Origin of the sequence: Nostoc flagelliforme FACHB-838, from assembly GCF_014698065.1 — a bacterium.
Lineage (GTDB): Bacteria > Cyanobacteriota > Cyanobacteriia > Cyanobacteriales > Nostocaceae > Nostoc > Nostoc flagelliforme_B.
This window is the reverse complement of record NZ_JACJSI010000035.1, coordinates 49,420-70,599: the sequence shown is the minus strand read 5'-3', so window position 1 is coordinate 70,599 and position 21,180 is coordinate 49,420. Positions and strand designations below refer to the sequence as shown.

Below are 21,180 nucleotides of genomic sequence, written 5' to 3'. Positions count from 1 at the left end.
TGTAAGCAGGCTTTGATCCGTTCTTGTTTCTCTTGGTTCATTGTCAGCGATCGCACAGGGTTATCTTCCTTTACATTTTCCCATAAATGGTAAATCTTCCAAAACTGGATGCTCCCTAAACAAGCGTTGTTTGCATCACAGGTTAGCTCAATAAATATAATTTAAAATCCAATACGCTTTGGTTAAGGGTTATTGGTGTAGATAATTAATTTGTAAAACGCGATAAATCGCGTCTCTACATCTAGGCTTTGGTCTTATCCAAACTGTATTGATTTAAAATCTCGTTTTAGGTTCTATCTTGAAATGCTTGTCATTCATGAATAGGGTAGGCGGCAGCCCCGATTAGGTATTCCCAGTCAGAGACTGGGAACGAGGAAAAAAATATAAAATTAACTGTGCTTTTAATCCTTTGTAGAACTAATTGGTTTTTGACCAAAGGGGATATTCTTTTTACCTTGAGGAGAAGCACCTCCAAGACTGCGGAAATACAATCCTCCAATGGTGAGTAAAAATGCCACATATCCCACTGCTTGCACAAGATAGAGATTGTCTCTATAACCAAATAAAGATTTGAGAATAATGCCAGGAAACTTTTCATCAGGCAAGATTGTGGAAGTATTGGAAACCATTGGCCCCAAAATACAGGAGTGGACTTTTGTAAAACGTTCGTAATAGAAACAAAGGCTTTCTGTGGCGCGACTGCTAAGGGCAAGGTTAGCTACAGCTTCGTCAAAATGTTTCAAGGCTGAAACTACCAACCCAGCGACAATTAACACTAAGAAAACGCCCATTACCTGGAAAAACTGGCGGATGTTAATTTTGACACCCCATTTAAATAGCAGCACGCCAATGGCAGATGCCGCTACCAAACCAGCAATAGCACCCAAGGCTGGCATTAATCCCTGTTGAAAATTAGCTGCAACGAAGAGAACAGTTTCAAAGCCTTCGCGGACAACGGCAATTAAAATTAAAGTAAAAACACCCCAACCAGCATTTGAGTTTTGTGTCAGCGCTTCTGTGACTGCTCCCTCAACTGTAGCTTTCATGAATCTGGCTTGTTTAGTCATCCAGATTAGCATCCAACTGAGCATTGCGATCGCTAACACACTAAACACACCTTCTAAGGCTGGCTCAACTACGGTGGTGTATTGAGGATTTGCTGCTCCCAGTATTTGAATTATCCAACTGAATAAAACGCCTATTAAGGCACTGACAACAATCCCAACACCGACACCAGCATATACCCAAGAGTTGAGTTGGGATTGTTTAGCTTTTTTCAGCAACGCTAGCACAATACCAACAACAAGGGCAGCCTCTACTCCTTCTCGGAGTGTTATTACAAAAGTAGGTAGAGCAGTACTAAAATCCATCTTTTATCCTTTGTCTTTTCTCCTTTGTCATTAGTCCTTTGTCATTTGTTTTTGACTAAGGACAAAGGACTAATGACTAATGACTATTAACTAAAATCGCGTAGCATCTTTTTGAGTTCGAGATTATGCATCTCTTCTTGCCCAATCATCCCGCGAGCGAATTCTTCAAGATAAATGCTGGCATTGGTAACAGTATCGAGCAGATTTTTATACAGATCCAATGCCTTTTTTTCGTGGGATAAGCTTTCTTCCAAGATATCCTTGACTTTATGCTGGTAAGTTTCTTCCATTGGGGCAATTTTCAAGGAGGGATGCCCATCTAAACCGGTGAGAATTTCTCCCACTTGTTCAGCATGAAGTAAAGATTCACTTGCCTGTGCTTTGAAAAAAGCCACGATTGGAATACGGTTAGGGCCTGTTACCATCAAAGAATAATGTGTATAGCGCACTACCCCTGCTAGTTCAAATTCCATGATGGCGTTCAGCAGGTCAATGGTCTTTTTATGATCAAGTTCTTGCATCAGTTGTTAGTTCAAGTAACGAAGGGAGTGTAATTAGTTGCGAGTTAGGAGTTAAAAGTTAGCAGATGGAGATTCATAATGCATAACTCTTAACTCTTAACTCCTAACTATTTTAAACTCCTTACCATATACTTCCCATTAAATTAAAGTGTTATCGCTGTGCTTGGGTATTGGACTTATCAACCACTTTTTGAGAGTTTTCCTCAATGGTTTTCACTAGCTTGGTAACATCATTAGTAGTTTTGACTGCTTTTGCTGGTGGGATGGCAGCAGGCCAAACTTTTATAAGTTCAGCGAAACTAGTCTCGATCGCTTTGTGTGCTTCAGGATCTGTTTGAGCTACTTGACTAGAAATTCCTTTGTATAAATCATTGGCGTAAACGACAAAACCACGGGAGTCTTGATACTCAATTGGCGCGGTTATTTTACCATCTGCGATCGCCGCGCCATATTCGGAGTTAGCTGAATCTAGTAGTTCGTTTATTACCTGTAGCACAAATCCGGGTTTTGAGCGTTGAGCTTCTGGCAAAGCTGCGATCGCTCCATCAACTGCTTGCACTGAAGAAGTAAAATTAGTTTTAACTTTGCTATCCTTCGGACTAGCTTTCACTAAATCTTGCAAACTCACCAAAGTTGTCTTAAATTCTTTGACTTTGCGCTCATTAAGTTGGTCTTCTACATCGACATAAATCTCCTCAACTGGATGTCCAATATGAGGTTCTGCCTGTTTCGGCTGGTTCTGATCGAGCAGTTCTTGTGCTACTAAAAGATGCCCTTTCATTAAGCCTAATTTAGACATATAGTCAACATCTTTTGCCTCACCCGTGAGTACCACTTCTTGAACACCAACCTGGTCTTTAATTTGGTCGAACTGTTCTTGAGTAATTACTTTTTTGGTAACTAAATCTTCTGGGCTACCATAAGGACGAGCTGCCTGGATTTTGTTCGATAAAGCCGGGACACCTAGTTTAGCTTCAAATTTATCTAATTCTGACAAAATAGCAGTGTTAATGTTAATTTTTTCTTTGCCACCGTGGCCACTGTGACTGTTGCTACTTACTGCCTCTGTAGCTGGAGGGCTAGCAACTGGTGCTGAGGGATTTTCTGCGGTTGGTGTACTACTACAGGAACTCAAGGTAACTATTAAGGCTGCTGCTGCTGTTAAACAGATATAACGAACTTTTATCATTTTTGCTTCTCGCACAACTAAAAAAGTATTAATTGAAACATTTCAAACTACTACTAGAAAAGAGTTTGTTTGACACATTGTCATAGATTTTACTGTCTCATATAATGAGATTTTTTATCAGCTATTTATTTAAAACTTTAATAGATTAATTACGAATTACTAATAATATCGTCAGGACTTTTTAACAGAATTTTGAGAATTACTCTCAGTAAGTACTTCAAATTGACCCATGCAACCGTTTTCTGCGATCGCATCCTGATGGGGATGGAACATATACTTACCTGGGTAGCGAAAAGCAAATTCTAAGATGTGCCTTTCTGCTACACCCATCGTAATTACATCTGTTTTCTCGCTAGGAGTCATACTCATGCCATTGCGATAGACATCAAAAAAGTTGGCATGGAGATGAAACGTCACTGCCGGATCGTATTCAATGATGTTGAGAACATACAGCCGAATCAACTGATCTTTGTAAATGCGAATCGGGTTATGCATGTAATAGTGGGGCAGACCGTTGAAGGCGTAATAATCATTATGGCTATCATCATTCACGTCATACCCACCCATGACTAGTACGATTTCATCAGCCGGAGGAGGGGGGGTAGGTGGATCGATGATAAACATTCCATACAGCCCCTTAGCAATGTGACGGGTGACTGGTTGAATATGGCAGTGGTATAAGTGAACGCCATAGGGTTCAGCATCAAATTCATAAATTGTGGCTTTGCCGTTGCTAATTGGGCGAACACCATCCATTTCTGCTGGATGAACACCATGAAAATGCAAAGAGTGAGAATGTCCAGCATTGTTGAGAAATAATACCCGGATGCGATCGCCCTGTTTTGCCCGTAGCGTTGGCCCTGGTATGCGACCGTTTAAATCCCAGATGTTGTAAGAGACAGCACTATTGAGTTTTATTATGGAAGTACCCGCAATTAATTGAAACTCCCGGATAGTCCGCCCATTTTCTTGCTTCACCGTCCCATAATCAAAATCCCTTAACATCTTCATCGGGTTAGTCGCGTCGTCAGGTGCTTCGATATCAAATGGTGGCACTTTAACGATTGACTGACTTTGTAGATTTAGCATCTGCCAAAGTGCAGCTGCACCAGTTAATCCAGCCCCTGCTAGTCCCAGTTTCAGTAATTGACGACGGTTCCAAAGTTTTTCGTTACCCAGAGTGAAGTTGTTGGGCATGACATTTTAGTTACGATTAGCGCCAAAAAAGAATTGCAAATATTTTGCAATTGCTTTTAAATTCTATAATAATTATTGTTAATAATCATAAATACTTCAAAACTGCTGCTTTAAGTTATTAAATTTAGATCAAGCCAGAACCAGCCCGTGAAAATTCCAATCAATTATTCGGATTTTAATCAGTATTTATTTTTAGAATTTTGTATAAAAAAATATTCTAAGAAACTAGCTTTTCATACCCATTTTCTATTTGATTGATATGCTTATTGTTTTAACAGTACTTAGAATACAAACAATGCGTATAATAGCACCTGGGATATGGACGAAGCTAAGAGACTGTTGCTATGCTGTGGTGCATTTTATTTGCTTAAAGATGAGATAAATAGCATTTCTATAACATTGTCAGTACTTGCAATTTTTAATTTTGAATCGTTTATTAGAGCGTCCGCCGATTTAAACTGAATCTTTAAAATGTATTTGCGAGGTATACAGCGTGCCAAGAATTTTTCTCAAATCAAAAGGCGTATTACTAATTTTGATAGGTATTTTGAGCTTTTATCTAGTTGTTGGAGCGTCTACACCAGCCTATGCCATGCATATTATGGAAGGTTACTTACCAGGGAATTGGGCAATTTTTTGGTGGGTAGTGGCGTTACCATTTTTTATTTTAGGATTGCGATCGCTGACTCGCATCACCCAAGCCAACCCAGAACTTAAACTACTCTTGGCATTGGCGGGAGCTTTTACCTTTGTCTTGTCAGCGTTGAAACTTCCTTCAGTCACGGGTAGTTCTTCCCATCCTACAGGTACAGGGTTAGGAGCAGTGCTATTTGGGCCTCTAGCTATGTCAGTGCTGGGGGGACTAGTTCTGTTATTTCAAGCGCTGCTCTTGGCTCATGGCGGCTTGACGACATTGGGGGCAAATGCTTTTTCGATGGCGATCGCAGGCCCATTTGCTGCCTACTGGATATATCATTTGACGATGCAGCTAACTGGTAAGCAAAAAATAGCTATATTTTTAGCAGCCGCCTTGGGAGATTTACTCACCTACATCATCACTTCCGTACAACTCGCTCTTGCTTTTCCCGCACCCGTAGGTGGATTTATAGCCTCATTTACCAAGTTTGCAGGAATTTTTGCGATTACTCAAGTTCCTCTGGCAATTAGTGAAGGTTTGCTAACTGTATTGGTGTGGAATTGGCTACAATCTTATACACCTCAAGAACTAGAATTTTTGAAATTAATCAAAGGGGAACCTCAACACAATGAAACAGTCTAAAAAAGGATTGAGTAATTGGCTGTTGCTATTAGGAGTAGTGGTATTGGCAGTGGCACCACTAGTATTAATTAAAGGAGCAGAATTTAGCGGCGCAGATGGTCAGGCTGAAGATGCAATCAAAGAAATTCAGCCCGAATATAAACCTTGGTTTAATCCATTAATTCAGTTACCAAGTGGAGAAGTCGAAAGCTTATTATTTTCCGTGCAAGCGGCAGCGGGTGCTGGAGTAATTGGTTATGTAATTGGATTGTCTAAAGGGCGATCACAACATCAAAGGAATAAGGAATGAGTCTGCAAATAGATACTCTTGCATACACTAATCGGTTACGGTGGTTAGCACCAGAGCAGAAATTACTGTTTGCGATCGCTCTGCTGATCATCGCTGCCTTTAGCCATTCCCTAGTTCAAGTTTTGATTGCAGTTTGGATGAGTACTTGGACAATTATATATGCAGGGATCCCTAGCAAGATTTATTTCAAACTAGTTTATGTTGCTACTTTATTCTGGTTAACAAGTTTACCAGCTTTAGTCATCAATGGCGTAAATATTTCGCAGTTATATTTAGTGCAAACTGACTCAGCAGCAGGGTTGGATATTGGCTCTTATTATGTATATATTAGTATTCACGGTATTGAGCAGGGATTGATGATTTTAACACGAGCAATCGCGTCTCTTTCCTGCTTATATTTTATCATGTTAACTATCCCCTTCACCGAACTTTTACAAGTTATGCTCCGCGTGGGTTTTCCTGCGCTGTTAACCGATTTATTATTACTAATGTACCGTTTTATTTTTATTTTATTAAACACATCTACCGAATTATGGACTGCCCAACAAGCTCGTGGTGGCTATTGCAATTTTAGTATTGGGATAAAAAGTTTAGCTCTATTAATTGGACAATTGCTCAAGCGAACCCTAGAAAACTATCGTCAAGTATCTTTGAGTTTGGCATCACGGGGATTTAATGGAGAATTTAAAGTTTGGCATCCTCATCGCTATCGTTTATCCAAGCGTTATGCCATCGAAGCTATTATAGGATGTGCATTATTAATAGCATTAGATTGGTATGATCATGCAACAATTTTTACTCGAATTTGAACAATTATATTACACTTATCCAAGCGCACATGAATCAGCTTTAAATGGGTTAAATCTTAGAATACCTTATCATAAAAAATGTGCGTTAATAGGTCAAAATGGTTGCGGTAAAACTACATTATTTTTATTAGCTAACGGGTTATATAAACCCCAAAAAGGTAGCGTAAATTGGCAGGGTAAACCTCTAAAATACGACCGTCAATCATTGATGAAGTTACGCCAACAGGTAGGTCTAGTTTTTCAAGATCCAGAGCAACAACTAGTAGCTTCTACCGTTGAGGAAGATATTTCTTATGGCTTGTGCAATTTAGGATTGCCAATAAGAGAAATTAAACAACGAGTTGAACAAGCTTTAGTCGAATTTGAACTTACTCAACTAGCACAAAGACCTGTTCATCATCTCAGTTTAGGGCAAAAAAAGCGAGTTTCTATAGCTGATGTTATGGTGCTAAAACCAGAACTGCTATTATTAGATGAACCAACGGCGTATCTTGATAAGTTGCATACTCGTAAGTTGATGGCAACCCTGAAAAAGATTCATGCAGATGGTACAACTATAGTAATGGCAACCCACGATCTTGATTTAGTTTATCGTTGGGCAGACTGGATATTTGTCATGGATCGGGGACAACTGGTGATAGAAGGAAAACCCCAAGATGTTTTTAATCAACGCGAAATTCTTGAAGATTTACAGCTAGGAGTGCCACTGATATATGAGATATTATTTGCTGAGGTATCACCCGAAGAAGAACCAGCTTTAGAGCGCTTACGGCAAAGAATATTGCATAAGTTTTGTAATTTTTAATTAAAAATAGCCATATTTTTTAAGTAAAATTTAATTGTTTAGAAGATAAAAAATTAATATTTACCGAGAAATTAAGAAAGTAATGTTGACAAAAATTTCTGTTGAAAAAATTCTTGACCGTGCCTTGATGGGATATGACTTATCTCTCGAAGAGGGAGTGGTATTGTTACAACAAACTGATCCAGAGGCGATCGCAGCAATACGTACTACATCCGACACACTCCGCCGTACTCAAGCAGGTGATACGGTTACATACATAATTAATCGTAATATCAACTTTACTAATATTTGTGAGCAGCACTGTAGTTTTTGTGCTTTCCGTCGAGATGATAGTGATGCCGATGCATACTGGTTAGATTCGGCGCAAATATTGGAAAAAGCGACAGATGCAGTACAACGGGGTGCGACGGAAATCTGTATGCAGGGGGGGTTAAATCCACAAGCGCTGATAAATGGCAAATCTCTGCCCTATTATCTCAAGGTTGTAGAAACCATCAAACAGGAATTTCCCCACATACATCTCCACGCTTTCTCTCCCCAAGAAGTGCAATTTATCGCCAGACTTGACGGACTTGAATATGCTGATGTGATTAGTGCTTTGCGTGATGCTGGTGTTGGCTCAATGCCGGGAACAGCAGCTGAAGTGTTAGACGATGAGGTAAGGCGGATATTGTGTCCAGAAAAGATTGATACAGCCACTTGGCTAGAAATTGTTAGCACTGCTCACAAATTAGGCTTGCATACCACTAGCACGATGTTATCTGGGCATATTGAAACCCATGAACAGCAAATCGGGCATTTAGAAAAATTACGATCGCTCCAAAAAACTGCCATCAATCAGGGATATCCAGCAAAGATCACGGAGTTTATTTTATTACCTTTTGTTGGGCAAGAAGCGCCTAAATCCTTACGTCGCCGCGTCGGACGCGATCAACCAGTTTTGAGTGATGCACTGTTACTAGGCGCTGTGGCGCGGATTTACTTAGGTAATTGGATTCCCAATCATCAGCAGAGTTGGGTAAAACTGGGGCTTGCAGGTGCAACGGAAGCCTTGGTTTGGGGTTGCAACGATATCGGTGGCACCTTGATGGAGGAGCATATTACCACAATGGCAGGTGCTTTGGGTGGTACGTGTATGGAAGTGGAAACTTTGCAAACTGCGATCGCTTCTTTAGGAAGACCTTACCAACAAAGAGATACTCTTTATCAGAAAATTAAGAGTTAAGGTAGTTGTAAAAAATAAATAAATTATGCCAAATTATTTGTAGATTTTTAGGGGCGCAAGGTCTTGCGCTCCTAAAATGTTTTTTAACTGGAAGTCCCTAAGAGTAGCCCTTTCAAGGTGGGTAACAATTTTGGCAAAAAATTTCCTCTTCAATCTTCTTACTCTGTGGATAAAAAAGCTCCAGAAGACTAACTGTGCGTAGTCCTTCTAATGATGAATAACATTAAAGTATGCTCCGACAAATTTCTAATTTCTGGTTGCGTAATATATATCCTCGTTTGGCTCCCTTAATCGCCACAATTGGCATTGTTGGACTTGCTAGTTGTCTGCTCATTCTTTTTGTTTTAGCACAATTGGCTGAAGAGGTTTTGGAGCGAGATGCTTTTACATTTGATACTACTTTTCTCTTATGGTTACATCAGTTCGCTAATCCCAATTTAGATAATTTAATGCTGTTTATTACAAATCTTGGTAATCCTAATACAGTGGTTGTAGTTGCAGGCATTACTTTATTATTACTTTCGTGGCGACGTTACCGAGAAGAAGCCAAATTGTTTGTACTTGCTTGCTTAGGAGCATTAATTTTAAATACAGGGCTAAAGTTGTTTTTTTCTAAACCTCGCCCGGAATTGTGGCATCGCTTGATTACTGAAAAATCTTTTAGTTTTCCTAGTGGCCATGCACTAGGCTCGATGGTGCTTTATGGTTTTATTGCTTACGAAGTGGCAACTCACTATATGGTTTTATTGCTTACGAAGTGGCAACTCACTATCCTAGTTTTGCCAAAGTTATTTATAGTTTGGCGGTTATTTTAATTGTTGCTATTGGTATCAGCCGCTTATATTTAGGAGTCCATTGGCCCACAGACATAATTGCAGGTTATGGAGTCGGTTTTTTGTGGCTGATGATATGTATTACGATGCTTAAATTGCAAAGATTGAGGCAAGAAAAATTTAATTGATTAAATCTTTAACTGTCTACACCAAAGCGGTTGCCGTTGGCAAAATCTCTCGCAGAGAAGGGATAGCGGTGATAATTGGCTCATCATATTTTTTAATTATCCGATTTTTTGCCCAATATACTTATAATTGAGCGTTTTTTAGGGAAATAAACAGCCTAGTCTACTCCCTAGTACAGACGTTATCAATCGCGTCTCTGCCCACTCCCCATTCAATTGATCCCCAAGCTACCAATCCAAGATACTATGGACATTGATTTACGTATTCTTTTACTTAATGCATATGAAGCGCTATTGGTCGCGTTTGCTTGCGCTGGTTTTGGTTGTAGCTATCGGCTTAATGGGTTGTTCTGGCAGTCCAGATAGTTTGACTGGGGATTATCGTCAAGACACCTTAGCTGTGGTCAATATTATGAGACAAGCTTTGGATATTTCACAAGATTCATCAGACAAAGCAGAAATTCAAGCAGAAGCGCGTCAAAAAATTAATGACTTTTCAGCTCGCTATCAGCGGGTTAACTCAGTTTCTGGTCTTGGCTCTTTTACAACCATGCGAACAGCCCTCAACTCCCTGGCTGGACACTACAGTTCTTATCCAAATCGTCCCGTACCCGAAAAACTCAAAACTCGTTTAGAGAAGGAGTTACAGCAGGTAGAGACGGCACTGAAGCGTGGCGGTTAGTTGTTAACTATTGTCTACTCCATTATCAAAAGTCAGGAGTCAAAAGTTTTGACTCTTGACTATTTTGCCAACTTAACAATGTATTAAGTTTTAAATTTTTAACTAAATTGATTAATTAAAGACACTACAAATCTTCTTCTTGGCAGATAACGGCTTTAATTTTCATCGCCAATCATCTCTACAAGATTGCAACTAATATTTTAGCTTCAAGGCGTGCGCGATCGCTTTTAGTCCAAATCTTCTTCGGTAAGTCCAGCATCTTTCATAATGCTTTTCAAAGTTCCAATCGGTAAGTCTCGATTACTATGAACCGGAACGGAGGGATAACATCAACACTTTCTTTTACGTAAATATGATGACTGCCAGTAATCCGTTTCAATTCCCAACCTTGCCGTTCCAAAATTTTACAAAGTGCTTTACCTGAAACCGCTTTCATAGCGATATTTCAACCAACTGTTTCTCCGGGTCAAGTTATTCTCGTTCGCTAGCAACTTCCAACCAACCTTGAATTGCATCTTGCAGCATCTCTAACAAATGTTCATAGTTGTCTCCCCAAGTGTGGCATCCTGGTAGGGCAGGTACAGAAGCACACCACACACCGTCTTCTTGCCAGATAACTGCTTTAATTTTCATTACCAATCATCTCCACAAGATTGCGATTAATATTTTAGCGTCAATTGGAGTGCGACACCGAATAGCCCGTCGTAGACATCGCTTGTCTGTTGGATTGAAGTTTTAACCTCTGTGCGATCGCACTCAACACGAAAAGGATTAACAACCGCATTCATCGCACTCTCAAATTTATACCTTCTGAATGTTCATTAGTTGGTATCTGCGGGAAAAATAAGTATAAGGTGATGCTTTATTTTTATGGCGAACCCGTAGACAAGTATTAACAGGAGTATTTCATGATTCCACTGATCTTAGGTGCTGTTGCTATAGCTGGCGCTGTTTTTGGTGTAGGTGCAGGTGCTATAGGCGTTGCCGATATGAATGAGGCAAAAGAAATTGGCAAACGCGCTCAAAAGCGTCATGAGGATGCTGTCAGCCAATTAAAAGCAGACTGGGAAGCAACTAACGAACTGGCAGAAGAGTATGGTCAACTCCAGCTTGATGTAATGATGCGTACAATTGGACGTTTTGTTGACTTTATCGAACGAAACATTGGTAAAGCAAAACAAAGCGAAAAGGAGTTCTTAGAGGGGCTAGACGGAATTTCAGTTCAGCAGATCAAAGAGTACAAAACTGCCGCAATGGAAGCTGAACAGTTTTTCAAAGGTGGCGGTAAGGCTATCGGGGCAGCAGCAGCAGGATACAGTGGCGCAATGGGTCTTGCTACCTCTGTAGGGGTAGCGAGTACTGGAACACTTATAGGAGGACTCAGTGGTGCTGCCGCCTGGAATGCGACTCTAGCATGGCTGGGCGGTGGCTCATTAGCTGCCGGTGGCGGAGGTATGGCTCTTGGTTCTATTGTGTTGGGTGGTATTACTGTTGGGCCGGCTGTACTAATTGGAGGCTTTGTGCTGGCTGGTGAAGGCGAGAAAGCGTTGACAAAGGCACGGGAATATGAAGCTGAAGTTAACACAGCGATCGCTAAAATTGAAGCAGCAAAAGACTTTATGCAGCAAGTGAAACGGCAAATTACAGAGTTGATGGATTTGGTTGAATCTCTCAACAATCTTGCTGTTGTGGGTTGGAACGAACTTGAATCTTTGCCATCATTTGATAAAAACAGGGATGCTAGTAAATTCCAGCAGCTAGGGCTTTTAGTGAAGGCGCTTGCAGAAATTATGAAAACCCCTGTTCTAGATAATCAAGGGAATCTAAATGCTGCTACTGCAACTATCAAAGCAAAATACCATACCCTTGGAGGCAATTAAAAATGTCAATCAAGAAAGTTGCCAAAGTAGTAGTCAACGAAGTCATTAATCCTGCTGAATCTCTACAGCAAATGCTTTCAGCATACACCGATTGCCTAAAAGTTGCTGAACAGGAACAGACAAAGAGACGAAAGATTGATGCTTGGGAAAATGAAACAATCACTAAGATTAACACCCAGCGAGAGTTGCTGATGGCATATCTAGATCGCTCTTTTGATGAACGTGCAGAAAACTTTCGCGCTTTGTTTGCTGTCGTTGATAATGCGATCGCATCCGGCAATAATGACCAACTAGCCCTTACCTTAAATTCAATCACAGAAATAGCTAAATCTAGCCCCTTCAAAGACCTTGCAAATTTAGCTACTGTTCGTGCCGCCCTAGATGATCCAAATCATGAATGGACATTTTAATTTTATAACAGCGCGATCGCTCTCCCAAAACTTTCTAAAAAGCCTGCCAACGTAGGCTTTTTTTATGTAGTGTGAGGATTACAGACGCTCTGAGATAATAGCGATCGCCACTATAATCACGTTGCATTGCAATATAATATATTGCAAGATAATTTTCACAAGACAATAAGCAAAGAAAATATTACGTATCGGATAGATAGCGATCGCAAGGCTGCACTTGATGCGATCGCAATTCATTGCAATTGCGATCGCAGCCACATACTTAATGAAGCGGTAGCCACTTATCTAGAGATGTATCAGTGGCAAACCGAGGAAATTCAAAAGGGGATTGCTGAAGCGAATACTGGAGACTTTGCTGATGATGAAGAAGTAAAAGCGACTTTTGCAAGACTCACCGCCGCATAGCTTAGGCAAGCCAAAATATCCTCTTGTGTCAAATAAGAAAAGTCATCAAGTAATTCCTCGTAGGTCATCCCAGAGGCAAGATAAGATAAAACATCGTATACAGTAATTCGCATTCCTCTAATACAAGGCTTACCACCTCGTTTTCCTGCTTCGATTGTAATAATGTTTTGATACTGCACAGCTATTCAAACCTCAAAAGTCTTCATCATCAACAAAAAACTCCGCATCCTCTTCTAATCGAGAATTACGCTGCCCAATACCAGCAAGTCCCCACAGAGGTTGCAGCAGTGCCATGCCAATTAAACCGACAACGGCACTAAAAGCCAGCACTAAACCCATTGGTATCTGAATCGATTGGAATGTTAAGAATTTTAACGATACAGGTGTGGCATTTTGGACGGAAATAATTGCGATCGCGATTACCCAAACCGCTATAACTAGAGATGTCAAAAAAGGAGCCAAAGTTTTCATTCTTGGATTGAAGTGAGGAGTTAGAAGTTAGGAGTTATATTTTGCTAGAAATGAGAAATTAGGAGTCAATAGTTGTAAATTAACAATTCTTAACTCCTAATTCATAACTCTTAATTTTTAATTCTTAATTCTGATAGATTAAACTGCAACTGCTTCTAGTTTAGCAATGACATTTTTTAACTCTTGGGCGATTTGGGTGAGTTTTTCGGGAGTGTTGGTTTCGAGGTAGACGCGCACCAGTGGTTCTGTACCGGAAGGACGCAGTAAAACCCAGCTACCTTCTTCTAAATAAAGCTTAATACCGTCTTTACGTCCAACTTCCTTAACTTTAATTCCTGCTACCTCTGTAGGTGGATTTCTGGTAAAGGAGTCGATGACAGCGGTTTTGTGAGCCTCTGTGAGGTGCAAGTCTAGCCGGTTATTGTAAAGTGGGCCATCGGCCTCAGCGATCGCTTCTTTGACAAGTTGACTTAGCGGTTTGCCTTCATAAGCGATCGCTTCCGCCACCAGCATATCGGCTAATACCCCGTCTTTTTCGGGAATATGCCCAATAATACTCAAACCACCTGATTCTTCTCCACCAATTAATACGGCAGTTTCCCGCATTTTTTCGCCTATATATTTAAAACCTACTGGTGTTTCATAAATTTGCAGCCCATTCTTAGCAGCGAAATTATCCAGCAAGTGGGTTGTAGCTACAGTGCGAACTATCGCGCCAGTTTTACCTTTATTTTTGATTAAATGACGTGCTAAAACTAACAACACAGTATTCGGAGTGAGGACAGTTCCTTGTTCATCAACAATACCAAAGCGATCGCTATCTCCATCCGTTGCTAAACCCAAATCAGCATGATCCCGGATTACTGCTTCCACTAATTCAACTAATTCTTCTCCTTTGGGTTCTGGCATTCCACCCCCAAATAAAACATCCCTCCAGTCGTGAAAACTTTCTAACTGAACGCCACTATGCTGCAAAACTTCATCTAAATAGCCGCGAGAGGTAGAATACAAAGCATCGTACTTTACCTTTAAATTAGCGCTTTTAATCTTTTCTACATCAAGTAAGGTGTAAATAAATTGTAGGTAATCAGGTTTCGGATCGAAAATTGAAATTGAACCTGATGGGTTGTTCCCAGGCAACTCATCCGATGCACTTTCTATATTTGCCACAATAGTGTCAGTAATCTCTGGAGTGGCAGGCCCAGCATAATCGGGTATATATTTAATTCCACAGTAGGGTGCTGGATTATGGCTAGCAGTAAACATCAACGCTCCTGCGGAATTTAGGTGGCGAGCGTTGTAGGCAATTACTGGTGTGGGGCAATCCCGATCGGTAATTTTCACAGTCCAACCCAAGTCTGCCAATACTTGGGCCGCTGTTTGGGCAAACTGGTCAGCTAAAAAGCGAGTATCGTAGGCAATAAGTACTGGTCTATCTTTTGTGTAGGCTGTTTCCAAGTAAGTGGCGATTGCCCTTGTTACTTTCCGCACATTGGGAAAAGTAAAGTCATCGGCAATAATCCCTCGCCATCCATCAGTACCAAACTTTATCTTGCTGGACATTTTTGCCACTTGCTCCCGTACATTATCAGTACTATTAAAGCTTCCCGCAAAGCGTGTGTAGCAGCAAGTATTCACCGAAGTTCTTTTCTAAGAAAGCCCTAGTTTAAACTTCTCCCCACCGTATTTTCTCTCACTGTTTCTGAGCAATGTCAACCCCCGATCGACCTTTTGCCAGTTATCACCTTTGGTCTCTAGTTGCCCCAGCGACCGGGCAAGAACGCTGGCATTGCCAGATGAGACGGGGGTTTATCAAAGCGCGGCAACATGAACCACAAATTAAAGCGCTTTTAGGGCAAGCTACCGCACCTCAGCGGATTGGCATACTCGCCCAAAAAGGCATTTATGAATTTCATCATCACAGGCATCTGTTAATGCAAGCAGATGGTGTAGAAAGAGTTGCACAGCTACTTAAGTTAGCCCACTCAAGCGATCAAGTCCAGCAGCGCGTGCTGCAAATTTTGAAAAAATATCACGATGCTCCCTTGCTTTTGGATAAAGATATTATCCAATTAACTGCGGGTGATGAAGGTTTTCCCAAACCGATAGTAGTTGAACAAGAAGATTATTGCTTTCGCTTATACGCGGCTATGGACTGCGTTTTTATTGAGTCTGATAGCACTTTACATATTTTGGATTTCAAAACTGGTAAATCAGCTTTTGACCGACGACAGGCATTAGTTTACTTGTTAGCTGCTCGTTATCTTTACCCTGGACAAGAAGCTGTCGCATCATTTTATAATTTAGAAATATGTAAAAAGTCTGAGTTAATTAGCATCAATAATAGTGAATTAGAATCATTAAAATTTGAGTTAGCTAATGTTGCTCACAAGCATCAGCACGATTTACAAAAATATCAGGAAGAAACTAGTAATTTCAGTAAAATTTTCCCTCCCAATCCTGGCTCCCACTGCCGCTTTTGCCCATTCAACTCAATCTGTGAATTTGCCGATTTTAAGCAGCATCAATCATATCCGTTGCCTAGTTTAAGAGCTACTCGCTAGTGAGGATTGGGACTAGGATTAGCAGGGGGAAATTCCTCTCCTCTGCGCCTTTCCCCCTGCCCCTCCGCCTCTTGTCAATGCCCGATGCCCTAATTTAAAAAGGCGGTAATTCTTTAAGAATTGTAAACCGGATATGATTAATCGCCAAATCACCGATGGGGATATCTTCTTTGGTTAGCCGTTCACCTTGACTTGTCACGGTTTCAAATGTGATACCTTTGCCAATTTCAATGTGATACCAGCATAAGCCCATAAAAAAGCGCGTCGGATAAGGGCCACCTTCACCTATATCATCAGGATTTGATTCCATTGGCAACCAACCAAAATTCGGGACGTAGAACTCCAGCCAAACATGATTAAAGTCAGGTTGTAGCGGCACTCCTAGTAAGTCACTATGGGGAGGACATTTGTACCTACCTACTGTGCGGCAGGGGATGCCATTTAAACGGGATAAGGCAAGTAAAACGCCGACATATTCGCCACAAGAACCAACGCCCCGTTCTAAAACTATATCTGGCGAATCAATGTAAGGCTTTATACCATAAGACAACTGATCGTAGACGTAGTTACGGATGCTGTACATTTTCCGCAGCACATTGGTTTCAGAACCAATTGCTTCTCTGGCACTACGGCGAACAATGGGAGTATCCATTGCTAAATCGTCATCATCCACTAAGTAGCGTGTTTGTAATTCTGGGGACAGTTCAGGAACGTCTTCGACATCTCTGGGTGTGATGCGATATTTAATGCCTCGAACTTCCAAAAGTGCTTTCCAGCCAAATATATGCCGTTCGCCTGGGGCAAGAGACTCAAATTTAAAGACTGCTACACGTTGCCCCTCTATCACTTCTTCGGTAAAGGGCATACCAATGGGTTCAACGTGTCTTACCTTTTGACGCTCAGTTTCCGATGGTAGGGCAATGCGCCATTCCACATCAGGTAGATAAACCTCGTCTAAGGGAGCTATTTCCTCAGCATAAGACATTTCGATGAGATAGCCATTAGAAAGGGCGTAGCGCTTATCTGGCTGGTAATGATAATACAGAGGATGAATAAAAGTACGATCACGGAATGTTAGCTCCTGACTAGGATCGGCATTGGGATTGTCCCGGATATAAGCCTCCTCTGAGGCGTAGGCGACATAAATACTTTCTTTGCCTGTTTCGTCATTTTTATGGATCGCTATACCTGTGGGACATTCAAAGGGAGTTAGAACACTGAATTGAAGTTCTCCGGTGGCTCTATCCATCGCATAAACTGATTGTTCGGTGCGATCGCAAATCCACAGCATTTCTTGAGTTACAGCCAAATTCTCTATGCCAACTCCAGGGGCATAAAATCTGGTAATTTCTTTTCGCGTTTCGCGGTCATAAACCAGAATGTAGCCTAGCCTTTGGCAGCTGACATAAACTGTTGTTTCCCAAACCGCAACACCGTCAGCCTCATAAGGCAATGTTACAAAATGTTCTAGACCCAAAGCATCGAGCTTGCACAAGTAAACACTATTTTCTCGGCTCACCCACAGGGTATCATCCCATGCAGCTAAACCAGTGACATCAGTAAATTCTTTCACTTGATGGGCATTGAGAATTTTGCTGTTGTCAGAGGTGGGATCAATCTCCAGTAGATGCCCTTTAATACTGTCAATGGCAATCAGTCTATCTTTAATGAAAGTAATGCCACACAGGGTAGCAGCAGTAAGCGGTCGAATTGTTTTTTGCCCAAACATCTGGCTTGCGATCGTGGGGAGTGTAAAACTCATATTAAGCATATTTATTCAATGGTTTAGCACGCCTGGACAATTCAATATTCAAAATTCAGCTTAAAAAGTTTGCTAGGTCGGGAAACTCTACTGGCTCCCCAGTTCACTTGAGCGGGTAAATACGCAAGCGACTGGCTCAACTTTGGGCAAAATTCAAAATGTTCGCGTAGCGTCTCGTAGAGAAGAAATGTAATCGTGCCATGCATCCTAGCTATTGGCTAAATGAAAAGGAACGCAATGGCGGCCTAAAATTAATCGTGGCATCAGGTCTTTAACAAAGCTTCAAAGCTCTATTACTTACAATTATCGGGAGAATGTCTTCCGAAAAACTCTTTCGTGAGAAATAATACTATGTCAAAAGAGGAAGAATTTACAAATGTTAAGAATTGCAGATACACTCATACAACTGGGCGATCGCCTTAATGTAACTTTAGAAGATGGAATTCCTGCCATCACTAAATTATGATCGAATTTTGTAACCATTTCCTGTGACCTACACGATGTCTGCTAATTCTCTGCCTGAAGGTGCCGCCGTTTGGCATAGTTTAGAAGTTGATAAAGCGCTAGATCTGCTTGATAGTAATGCAGACAGTGGCTTAACACCCCAAGAAATTCAACAGAGGTTGCAAAAGTACGGCCCCAACGAACTTGAAGAAACTGCTGGCCGTAGTGCTTGGGAAATTCTGCTGGATCAGTTCAAGAACATTATGTTGTTGATGCTGATTGGCGTGGCTCTGATTTCCGGGATTTTAGACCTGGTGGCTTTGCGGGCGGGGGATTTGAAGCCTGGTGAAGTGCCATTTAAAGATACGATCGCTATCTTAGCAATTGTCATTCTCAATGGCATACTCGGCTACGTCCAAGAAAGCCGTGCCGAAAAAGCCCTGGCAGCCTTGAAAAAACTCACCTCTCCCTTAGTGCGGGTTATCCGCGACGCCAGACTGGTGGAGATAGCAGCCAAGGAACTAGTTCCAGGGGATGTAATGCTGCTGGAAGCTGGGATGCAGATAGCCGCAGATGGGCGCTTGATAGAACAGTCGAATTTACAAGTGCGTGAGTCGGCACTGACGGGTGAAGCCCAATCTGTGAATAAACAGGCAACACTAAAATTGCCAGAAGAAACAGATTTAGGCGATCGCATCAATTTAGTATTTCAAGGAACCGAAGTAGTCCAAGGAAGAGCGAAGGTTCTGGTGACTAACACCGGCATGACAACAGAACTAGGCAAAATTGCCACTATGTTGCAGGCGGTGGAAAATGAACCGACACCGTTACAGCAACGGATGACTCAACTGGGCAATGTCCTGGTTACGGGTTCTCTGATTCTTGTGGCGATCGTTGTCGTCGGTGGTGTTATCCAGGCAAGAGGTTTTAGCAACATCCAAGAACTCTTGGAAGTTTCCTTGAGTATGGCAGTTGCTGTCGTACCAGAAGGTTTACCAGCTGTAATTACCGTTACATTGGCACTGGGAACCCAGCGAATGGTGCGCCAAAATGCCTTGATTCGCAAATTGCCAGCAGTGGAAACATTGGGTTCTGTAACTACCATCTGTTCTGATAAAACCGGCACCCTGACTCAAAATAAAATGGTGGTGCAATCGGTTTATACGAATGACAAAACTTTTCGCGTCACTGGTGAAGGTTATGCTCCCACAGGGGATTTTCAGTTAGATGGTCGAAAAATTTCCCTAGATGAATCTCCAGAAATCTCCGCGTTGTCAGTTGCCTGTGCTGTTTGTAATGATTCAGTGTTGCAAAAAGAACAAGGTGAGTGGGCGATTTTGGGAGATCCGACAGAGGGAGCATTAGTCACCCTAGCAGGAAAAGCCGGAATCGAAAAAGACCAGTGGAACAGTAAGTTACCTCGCGTCGCTGAGTTCCCCTTTTCTTCGGAACGGAAGCGGATGAGCGTGATTTCTCAAGTGGAGGGAGTTGCCACAGGTGACGCATCTTCCAGAGGCATTGACCCAGCGATCGCTAGTTTTATCCAATCTGAACCTTACTTAATGTTTACCAAAGGTTCTCCAGAGTTAACCTTGGCACGTTCCACTCAGATTCATTTGGGCAATCACTCAGCCCCCTTAACTGAACAACAACGCCAGAAAATTTTGGCAGAAAATGACCTGATGGCGAGTAAAGGTTTGCGGGTGCTAGGTTTTGCCTACAAACCCCTGGCACAGATCCCACCGGAGGGTTCAGATGAAGCATCTGAGCAAGGCTTAGTATGGCTGGGATTGGTGGGAATGCTAGATGCGCCACGACCAGAGGTAAGAGCGGCTGTGCAAGAATGTCGAGATGCAGGTATTCGCCCAGTAATGATTACAGGCGACCACCAATTAACAGCACGAGCGATCGCTACCGATTTAGGAATTGCCCAAGAAGGCGATCGCGTCCTCACAGGTCAAGAATTGCAACGAATGAGTGACGAGGAATTAGAGCAAAACGTTGACCTGGTGAGCATCTATGCCAGGGTTTCCCCAGAACACAAATTGCGAATTGTCCAAGCACTGCAACGCCGGGGCAGATTTGTGGCAATGACAGGCGATGGTGTCAACGATGCCCCAGCTCTGAAACAAGCTGACATCGGTATTGCAATGGGGATTACTGGCACTGATGTCAGTAAAGAAGCCAGTGACATGGTGTTACTTGATGACAACTTCGCCACCATTGTCAGCGCCACCAAGGAAGGCAGAGTTGTTTACACCAACATCCGCCGCTTTATTAAATACATCCTGGGCAGTAACATTGGTGAAGTTCTGACAATTGCAGCCGCACCCCTAATCGGTTTGGGAGGCGTTCCCCTTACTCCTTTACAAATTCTGTGGATGAATTTGGTAACAGACGGTTTACCAGCATTGGCATTAGCTGTGGAACCTCCAGAACCGGATGTGATGCAGCGTCCGCCTTTTAGTCCCCGCGAAAGTATTTTCGCCAGGGGATTAGGTTCTTACATGATTCGCATTGGGATAATATTTGCGATTATCAGCATTGCCTTAATGTGGTGGGCTTATCAACACACCCATGCTGCTGGGTATCAAGGAAATCCCGAAGCTTGGAAAACAATGGTATTTACTACCTTGTGTCTCGCCCAAATGGGTCATGCGATCGCTATTCGCTCTAACAACCGATTGGCTATTGAGATGAATCCCTTCTCGAATATCTTTGTATTAGCGGCTGTTGTCGTCACCACGATTTTGCAGTTGATGCTAGTTTACGTCCCACCCCTGCGAGATTTCTTTGGTACTCACTACCTGAATATGCAAGAATTGGGAGTTTGTATTGGCTTCAGTGCCTTAATGTTCGTGTGGATTGAAGCAGAGAAGATATTTTTGCGGATTGTGGGCAAGAAGGCTGTGTAAATTGG

Annotated in this window: 25 protein-coding genes; 13 read left to right on the top strand and 12 right to left on the bottom strand. The window is 41.9% G+C overall.

Annotated features, from left to right (window positions below; all coding sequences use genetic code 11):
- Positions 1–401 precede the first annotated feature (401 nt).
- The 4 genes from H6G97_RS18455 to H6G97_RS18440 form a co-directional block, all read right to left on the bottom strand.
- Entirely contained in the window at positions 402–1,370 is a 969-nt protein-coding gene (locus H6G97_RS18455) for an FTR1 family iron permease (protein WP_190942172.1), read from the bottom strand.
- Between the two features lie 86 nt (positions 1,371–1,456).
- Positions 1,457–1,891 (bottom strand): ferritin-like domain-containing protein, encoded by a 435-nt coding sequence (locus H6G97_RS18450; RefSeq protein ID WP_100901802.1) that lies wholly within the window; start codon positions 1,889–1,891, stop codon positions 1,457–1,459.
- A 151-nt stretch (positions 1,892–2,042) separates the two neighbouring features.
- A complete protein-coding gene (locus H6G97_RS18445; protein ID WP_190942171.1) occupies positions 2,043–3,080 on the bottom strand; it encodes a helix-hairpin-helix domain-containing protein in 1,038 nt (345 codons plus the stop codon).
- 171 nt (positions 3,081–3,251) lie between these two features.
- Positions 3,252–4,277 (bottom strand): multicopper oxidase domain-containing protein, encoded by a 1,026-nt coding sequence (locus H6G97_RS18440; RefSeq protein WP_190942170.1) that lies wholly within the window; start codon positions 4,275–4,277, stop codon positions 3,252–3,254.
- Positions 4,278–4,869: 592 nt separating this feature from the next.
- Here H6G97_RS18440 and H6G97_RS18435 point away from each other — a divergent pair.
- The 8 genes from H6G97_RS18435 to psb27 all read left to right on the top strand — a co-directional run bounded on the left by H6G97_RS18435 (position 4,870) and on the right by psb27 (position 10,324).
- Positions 4,870–5,556 (top strand): energy-coupling factor ABC transporter permease, encoded by a 687-nt coding sequence (locus H6G97_RS18435; RefSeq protein WP_199349468.1) that lies wholly within the window; start codon positions 4,870–4,872, stop codon positions 5,554–5,556.
- The gene (locus H6G97_RS18430) at positions 5,543–5,845 is read left to right on the top strand and encodes an energy-coupling factor ABC transporter substrate-binding protein (RefSeq protein ID WP_190942169.1); all 303 of its coding nucleotides are present in this window, start codon (positions 5,543–5,545) and stop codon (positions 5,843–5,845) included. Before H6G97_RS18435 ends, H6G97_RS18430 begins: the two co-directional genes overlap by 14 nt.
- The gene (gene cbiQ / locus H6G97_RS18425; protein ID WP_190942168.1) at positions 5,842–6,654 is read left to right on the top strand and encodes a cobalt ECF transporter T component CbiQ; all 813 of its coding nucleotides are present in this window, start codon (positions 5,842–5,844) and stop codon (positions 6,652–6,654) included. Before H6G97_RS18430 ends, cbiQ begins: the two co-directional genes overlap by 4 nt.
- Positions 6,629–7,459 carry an energy-coupling factor ABC transporter ATP-binding protein gene (locus H6G97_RS18420; protein ID WP_190942167.1) on the top strand — a complete coding sequence of 277 codons (831 nt, stop codon included), beginning with the start codon at positions 6,629–6,631 and terminating at the stop codon, positions 7,457–7,459. The genes cbiQ and H6G97_RS18420 overlap by 26 nt, the downstream gene beginning before the upstream one ends.
- Before the next feature lie 82 nt (positions 7,460–7,541).
- Positions 7,542–8,684, top strand: a complete 1,143-nt coding sequence (cofH, locus tag H6G97_RS18415; protein WP_422394194.1) for a 7,8-didemethyl-8-hydroxy-5-deazariboflavin synthase subunit CofH — start codon at positions 7,542–7,544, stop codon at positions 8,682–8,684.
- A gap of 230 nt (positions 8,685–8,914) precedes the next feature.
- Positions 8,915–9,499: a phosphatase PAP2 family protein gene (locus H6G97_RS55400; protein ID WP_338421761.1), complete on the top strand. Its 585-nt coding sequence runs from the start codon at positions 8,915–8,917 to the stop codon at positions 9,497–9,499.
- On the top strand, positions 9,442–9,645 hold the full coding sequence (locus H6G97_RS52585) for a phosphatase PAP2 family protein (RefSeq protein ID WP_338421760.1): 204 nt from the start codon (positions 9,442–9,444) through the stop codon (positions 9,643–9,645). The genes H6G97_RS55400 and H6G97_RS52585 overlap by 58 nt, the downstream gene beginning before the upstream one ends.
- A gap of 274 nt (positions 9,646–9,919) precedes the next feature.
- On the top strand, positions 9,920–10,324 hold the full coding sequence (psb27, locus tag H6G97_RS18405) for a photosystem II protein Psb27 (protein WP_190942166.1): 405 nt from the start codon (positions 9,920–9,922) through the stop codon (positions 10,322–10,324).
- A 227-nt stretch (positions 10,325–10,551) separates the two neighbouring features.
- Here the strand turns inward: psb27 and H6G97_RS54795 are convergent, their stop codons facing one another.
- The 4 genes from H6G97_RS54795 to H6G97_RS54790 are packed head-to-tail and all read right to left on the bottom strand — an operon-like array spanning position 10,552 to position 11,112.
- On the bottom strand, positions 10,552–10,611 hold the full coding sequence (locus tag H6G97_RS54795) for a type II toxin-antitoxin system HicA family toxin (RefSeq protein ID WP_338421763.1): 60 nt from the start codon (positions 10,609–10,611) through the stop codon (positions 10,552–10,554).
- Positions 10,599–10,760, bottom strand: coding sequence for a type II toxin-antitoxin system HicA family toxin (locus tag H6G97_RS18400; protein ID WP_277883305.1), 162 nt, complete (start codon positions 10,758–10,760; stop codon positions 10,599–10,601). The genes H6G97_RS54795 and H6G97_RS18400 overlap by 13 nt, the downstream gene beginning before the upstream one ends.
- 35 nt (positions 10,761–10,795) lie before the next feature.
- Positions 10,796–10,957, bottom strand: coding sequence for a type II toxin-antitoxin system HicB family antitoxin (locus H6G97_RS18395; RefSeq protein WP_190942165.1), 162 nt, complete (start codon positions 10,955–10,957; stop codon positions 10,796–10,798).
- Between the two features lie 26 nt (positions 10,958–10,983).
- Entirely contained in the window at positions 10,984–11,112 is a 129-nt protein-coding gene (locus tag H6G97_RS54790) for a hypothetical protein (protein WP_277883304.1), read from the bottom strand.
- 120 nt (positions 11,113–11,232) lie between these two features.
- On the opposite strand from H6G97_RS54790, the gene H6G97_RS18390 reads away from it, so the two are divergent.
- From H6G97_RS18390 to H6G97_RS18380, 3 genes are all read left to right on the top strand, one after another.
- Complete coding sequence (locus H6G97_RS18390) at positions 11,233–12,204, top strand: hypothetical protein (protein WP_190942164.1); 972 nt, start codon at positions 11,233–11,235, stop codon at positions 12,202–12,204.
- A gap of 2 nt (positions 12,205–12,206) precedes the next feature.
- Positions 12,207–12,614 (top strand): hypothetical protein, encoded by a 408-nt coding sequence (locus tag H6G97_RS52580; RefSeq protein WP_190942163.1) that lies wholly within the window; start codon positions 12,207–12,209, stop codon positions 12,612–12,614.
- A 141-nt stretch (positions 12,615–12,755) separates the two neighbouring features.
- Entirely contained in the window at positions 12,756–13,019 is a 264-nt protein-coding gene (locus H6G97_RS18380) for a CopG family ribbon-helix-helix protein (protein WP_199349463.1), read from the top strand.
- On the opposite strand, the gene H6G97_RS18375 is transcribed toward H6G97_RS18380, so the two are convergent.
- From H6G97_RS18375 to H6G97_RS18365, 3 genes are all read right to left on the bottom strand, one after another.
- Positions 12,932–13,198, bottom strand: a complete 267-nt coding sequence (locus tag H6G97_RS18375) for a DUF433 domain-containing protein (protein ID WP_338421757.1) — start codon at positions 13,196–13,198, stop codon at positions 12,932–12,934. The genes H6G97_RS18380 and H6G97_RS18375 overlap by 88 nt on opposite strands.
- Before the next feature lie 13 nt (positions 13,199–13,211).
- Positions 13,212–13,490: a LapA family protein gene (locus H6G97_RS18370; protein WP_190942162.1), complete on the bottom strand. Its 279-nt coding sequence runs from the start codon at positions 13,488–13,490 to the stop codon at positions 13,212–13,214.
- A gap of 138 nt (positions 13,491–13,628) precedes the next feature.
- Positions 13,629–15,053, bottom strand: coding sequence for a phosphoglucomutase/phosphomannomutase family protein (locus tag H6G97_RS18365; protein WP_190942161.1), 1,425 nt, complete (start codon positions 15,051–15,053; stop codon positions 13,629–13,631).
- A 146-nt stretch (positions 15,054–15,199) separates the two neighbouring features.
- On the opposite strand from H6G97_RS18365, the gene H6G97_RS18360 reads away from it, so the two are divergent.
- Complete coding sequence (locus H6G97_RS18360) at positions 15,200–16,054, top strand: PD-(D/E)XK nuclease family protein (RefSeq protein ID WP_190942160.1); 855 nt, start codon at positions 15,200–15,202, stop codon at positions 16,052–16,054.
- Positions 16,055–16,148: 94 nt separating this feature from the next.
- On the opposite strand, the gene H6G97_RS18355 is transcribed toward H6G97_RS18360, so the two are convergent.
- Positions 16,149–17,825, bottom strand: a complete 1,677-nt coding sequence (locus H6G97_RS18355) for a transglutaminase-like domain-containing protein (RefSeq protein WP_190942159.1) — start codon at positions 17,823–17,825, stop codon at positions 16,149–16,151.
- A gap of 491 nt (positions 17,826–18,316) precedes the next feature.
- Between H6G97_RS18355 and H6G97_RS18350 the strand changes: the two genes are divergently transcribed.
- Positions 18,317–21,175 (top strand): cation-translocating P-type ATPase, encoded by a 2,859-nt coding sequence (locus H6G97_RS18350; RefSeq protein WP_190942158.1) that lies wholly within the window; start codon positions 18,317–18,319, stop codon positions 21,173–21,175.
- Positions 21,176–21,180 lie beyond the last annotated feature (5 nt).

Coding starts and splice junctions, on each gene's coding strand:
- H6G97_RS18440 (WP_190942170.1), bottom strand. CDS start 4,277: ATGCCCAACAACTTCACTCTGGGTAACGAAAAACTTTGGAACCGTCGT.
- H6G97_RS18400 (WP_277883305.1), bottom strand. CDS start 10,760: ATGAAAGCGGTTTCAGGTAAAGCACTTTGTAAAATTTTGGAACGGCAA.
- H6G97_RS18435 (WP_199349468.1), top strand. CDS start 4,870: ATGCATATTATGGAAGGTTACTTACCAGGGAATTGGGCAATTTTTTGG.
- H6G97_RS55400 (WP_338421761.1), top strand. CDS start 8,915: ATGCTCCGACAAATTTCTAATTTCTGGTTGCGTAATATATATCCTCGT.
- H6G97_RS52580 (WP_190942163.1), top strand. CDS start 12,207: ATGTCAATCAAGAAAGTTGCCAAAGTAGTAGTCAACGAAGTCATTAAT.
- H6G97_RS18395 (WP_190942165.1), bottom strand. CDS start 10,957: ATGAAAATTAAAGCAGTTATCTGGCAAGAAGACGGTGTGTGGTGTGCT.
- H6G97_RS18430 (WP_190942169.1), top strand. CDS start 5,543: ATGAAACAGTCTAAAAAAGGATTGAGTAATTGGCTGTTGCTATTAGGA.
- H6G97_RS18365 (WP_190942161.1), bottom strand. CDS start 15,053: ATGTCCAGCAAGATAAAGTTTGGTACTGATGGATGGCGAGGGATTATT.
- H6G97_RS18360 (WP_190942160.1), top strand. CDS start 15,200: ATGTCAACCCCCGATCGACCTTTTGCCAGTTATCACCTTTGGTCTCTA.
- cofH (WP_422394194.1), top strand. CDS start 7,542: ATGTTGACAAAAATTTCTGTTGAAAAAATTCTTGACCGTGCCTTGATG.
- H6G97_RS18420 (WP_190942167.1), top strand. CDS start 6,629: ATGCAACAATTTTTACTCGAATTTGAACAATTATATTACACTTATCCA.
- H6G97_RS18450 (WP_100901802.1), bottom strand. CDS start 1,891: ATGCAAGAACTTGATCATAAAAAGACCATTGACCTGCTGAACGCCATC.
- H6G97_RS18355 (WP_190942159.1), bottom strand. CDS start 17,825: ATGCTTAATATGAGTTTTACACTCCCCACGATCGCAAGCCAGATGTTT.
- psb27 (WP_190942166.1), top strand. CDS start 9,920: ATGCATATGAAGCGCTATTGGTCGCGTTTGCTTGCGCTGGTTTTGGTT.
- H6G97_RS54790 (WP_277883304.1), bottom strand. CDS start 11,112: ATGAATGCGGTTGTTAATCCTTTTCGTGTTGAGTGCGATCGCACAGAG.
- H6G97_RS18370 (WP_190942162.1), bottom strand. CDS start 13,490: ATGAAAACTTTGGCTCCTTTTTTGACATCTCTAGTTATAGCGGTTTGG.
- H6G97_RS18455 (WP_190942172.1), bottom strand. CDS start 1,370: ATGGATTTTAGTACTGCTCTACCTACTTTTGTAATAACACTCCGAGAA.
- cbiQ (WP_190942168.1), top strand. CDS start 5,842: ATGAGTCTGCAAATAGATACTCTTGCATACACTAATCGGTTACGGTGG.
- H6G97_RS18445 (WP_190942171.1), bottom strand. CDS start 3,080: ATGATAAAAGTTCGTTATATCTGTTTAACAGCAGCAGCAGCCTTAATA.
- H6G97_RS18350 (WP_190942158.1), top strand. CDS start 18,317: ATGTCTGCTAATTCTCTGCCTGAAGGTGCCGCCGTTTGGCATAGTTTA.
- H6G97_RS18390 (WP_190942164.1), top strand. CDS start 11,233: ATGATTCCACTGATCTTAGGTGCTGTTGCTATAGCTGGCGCTGTTTTT.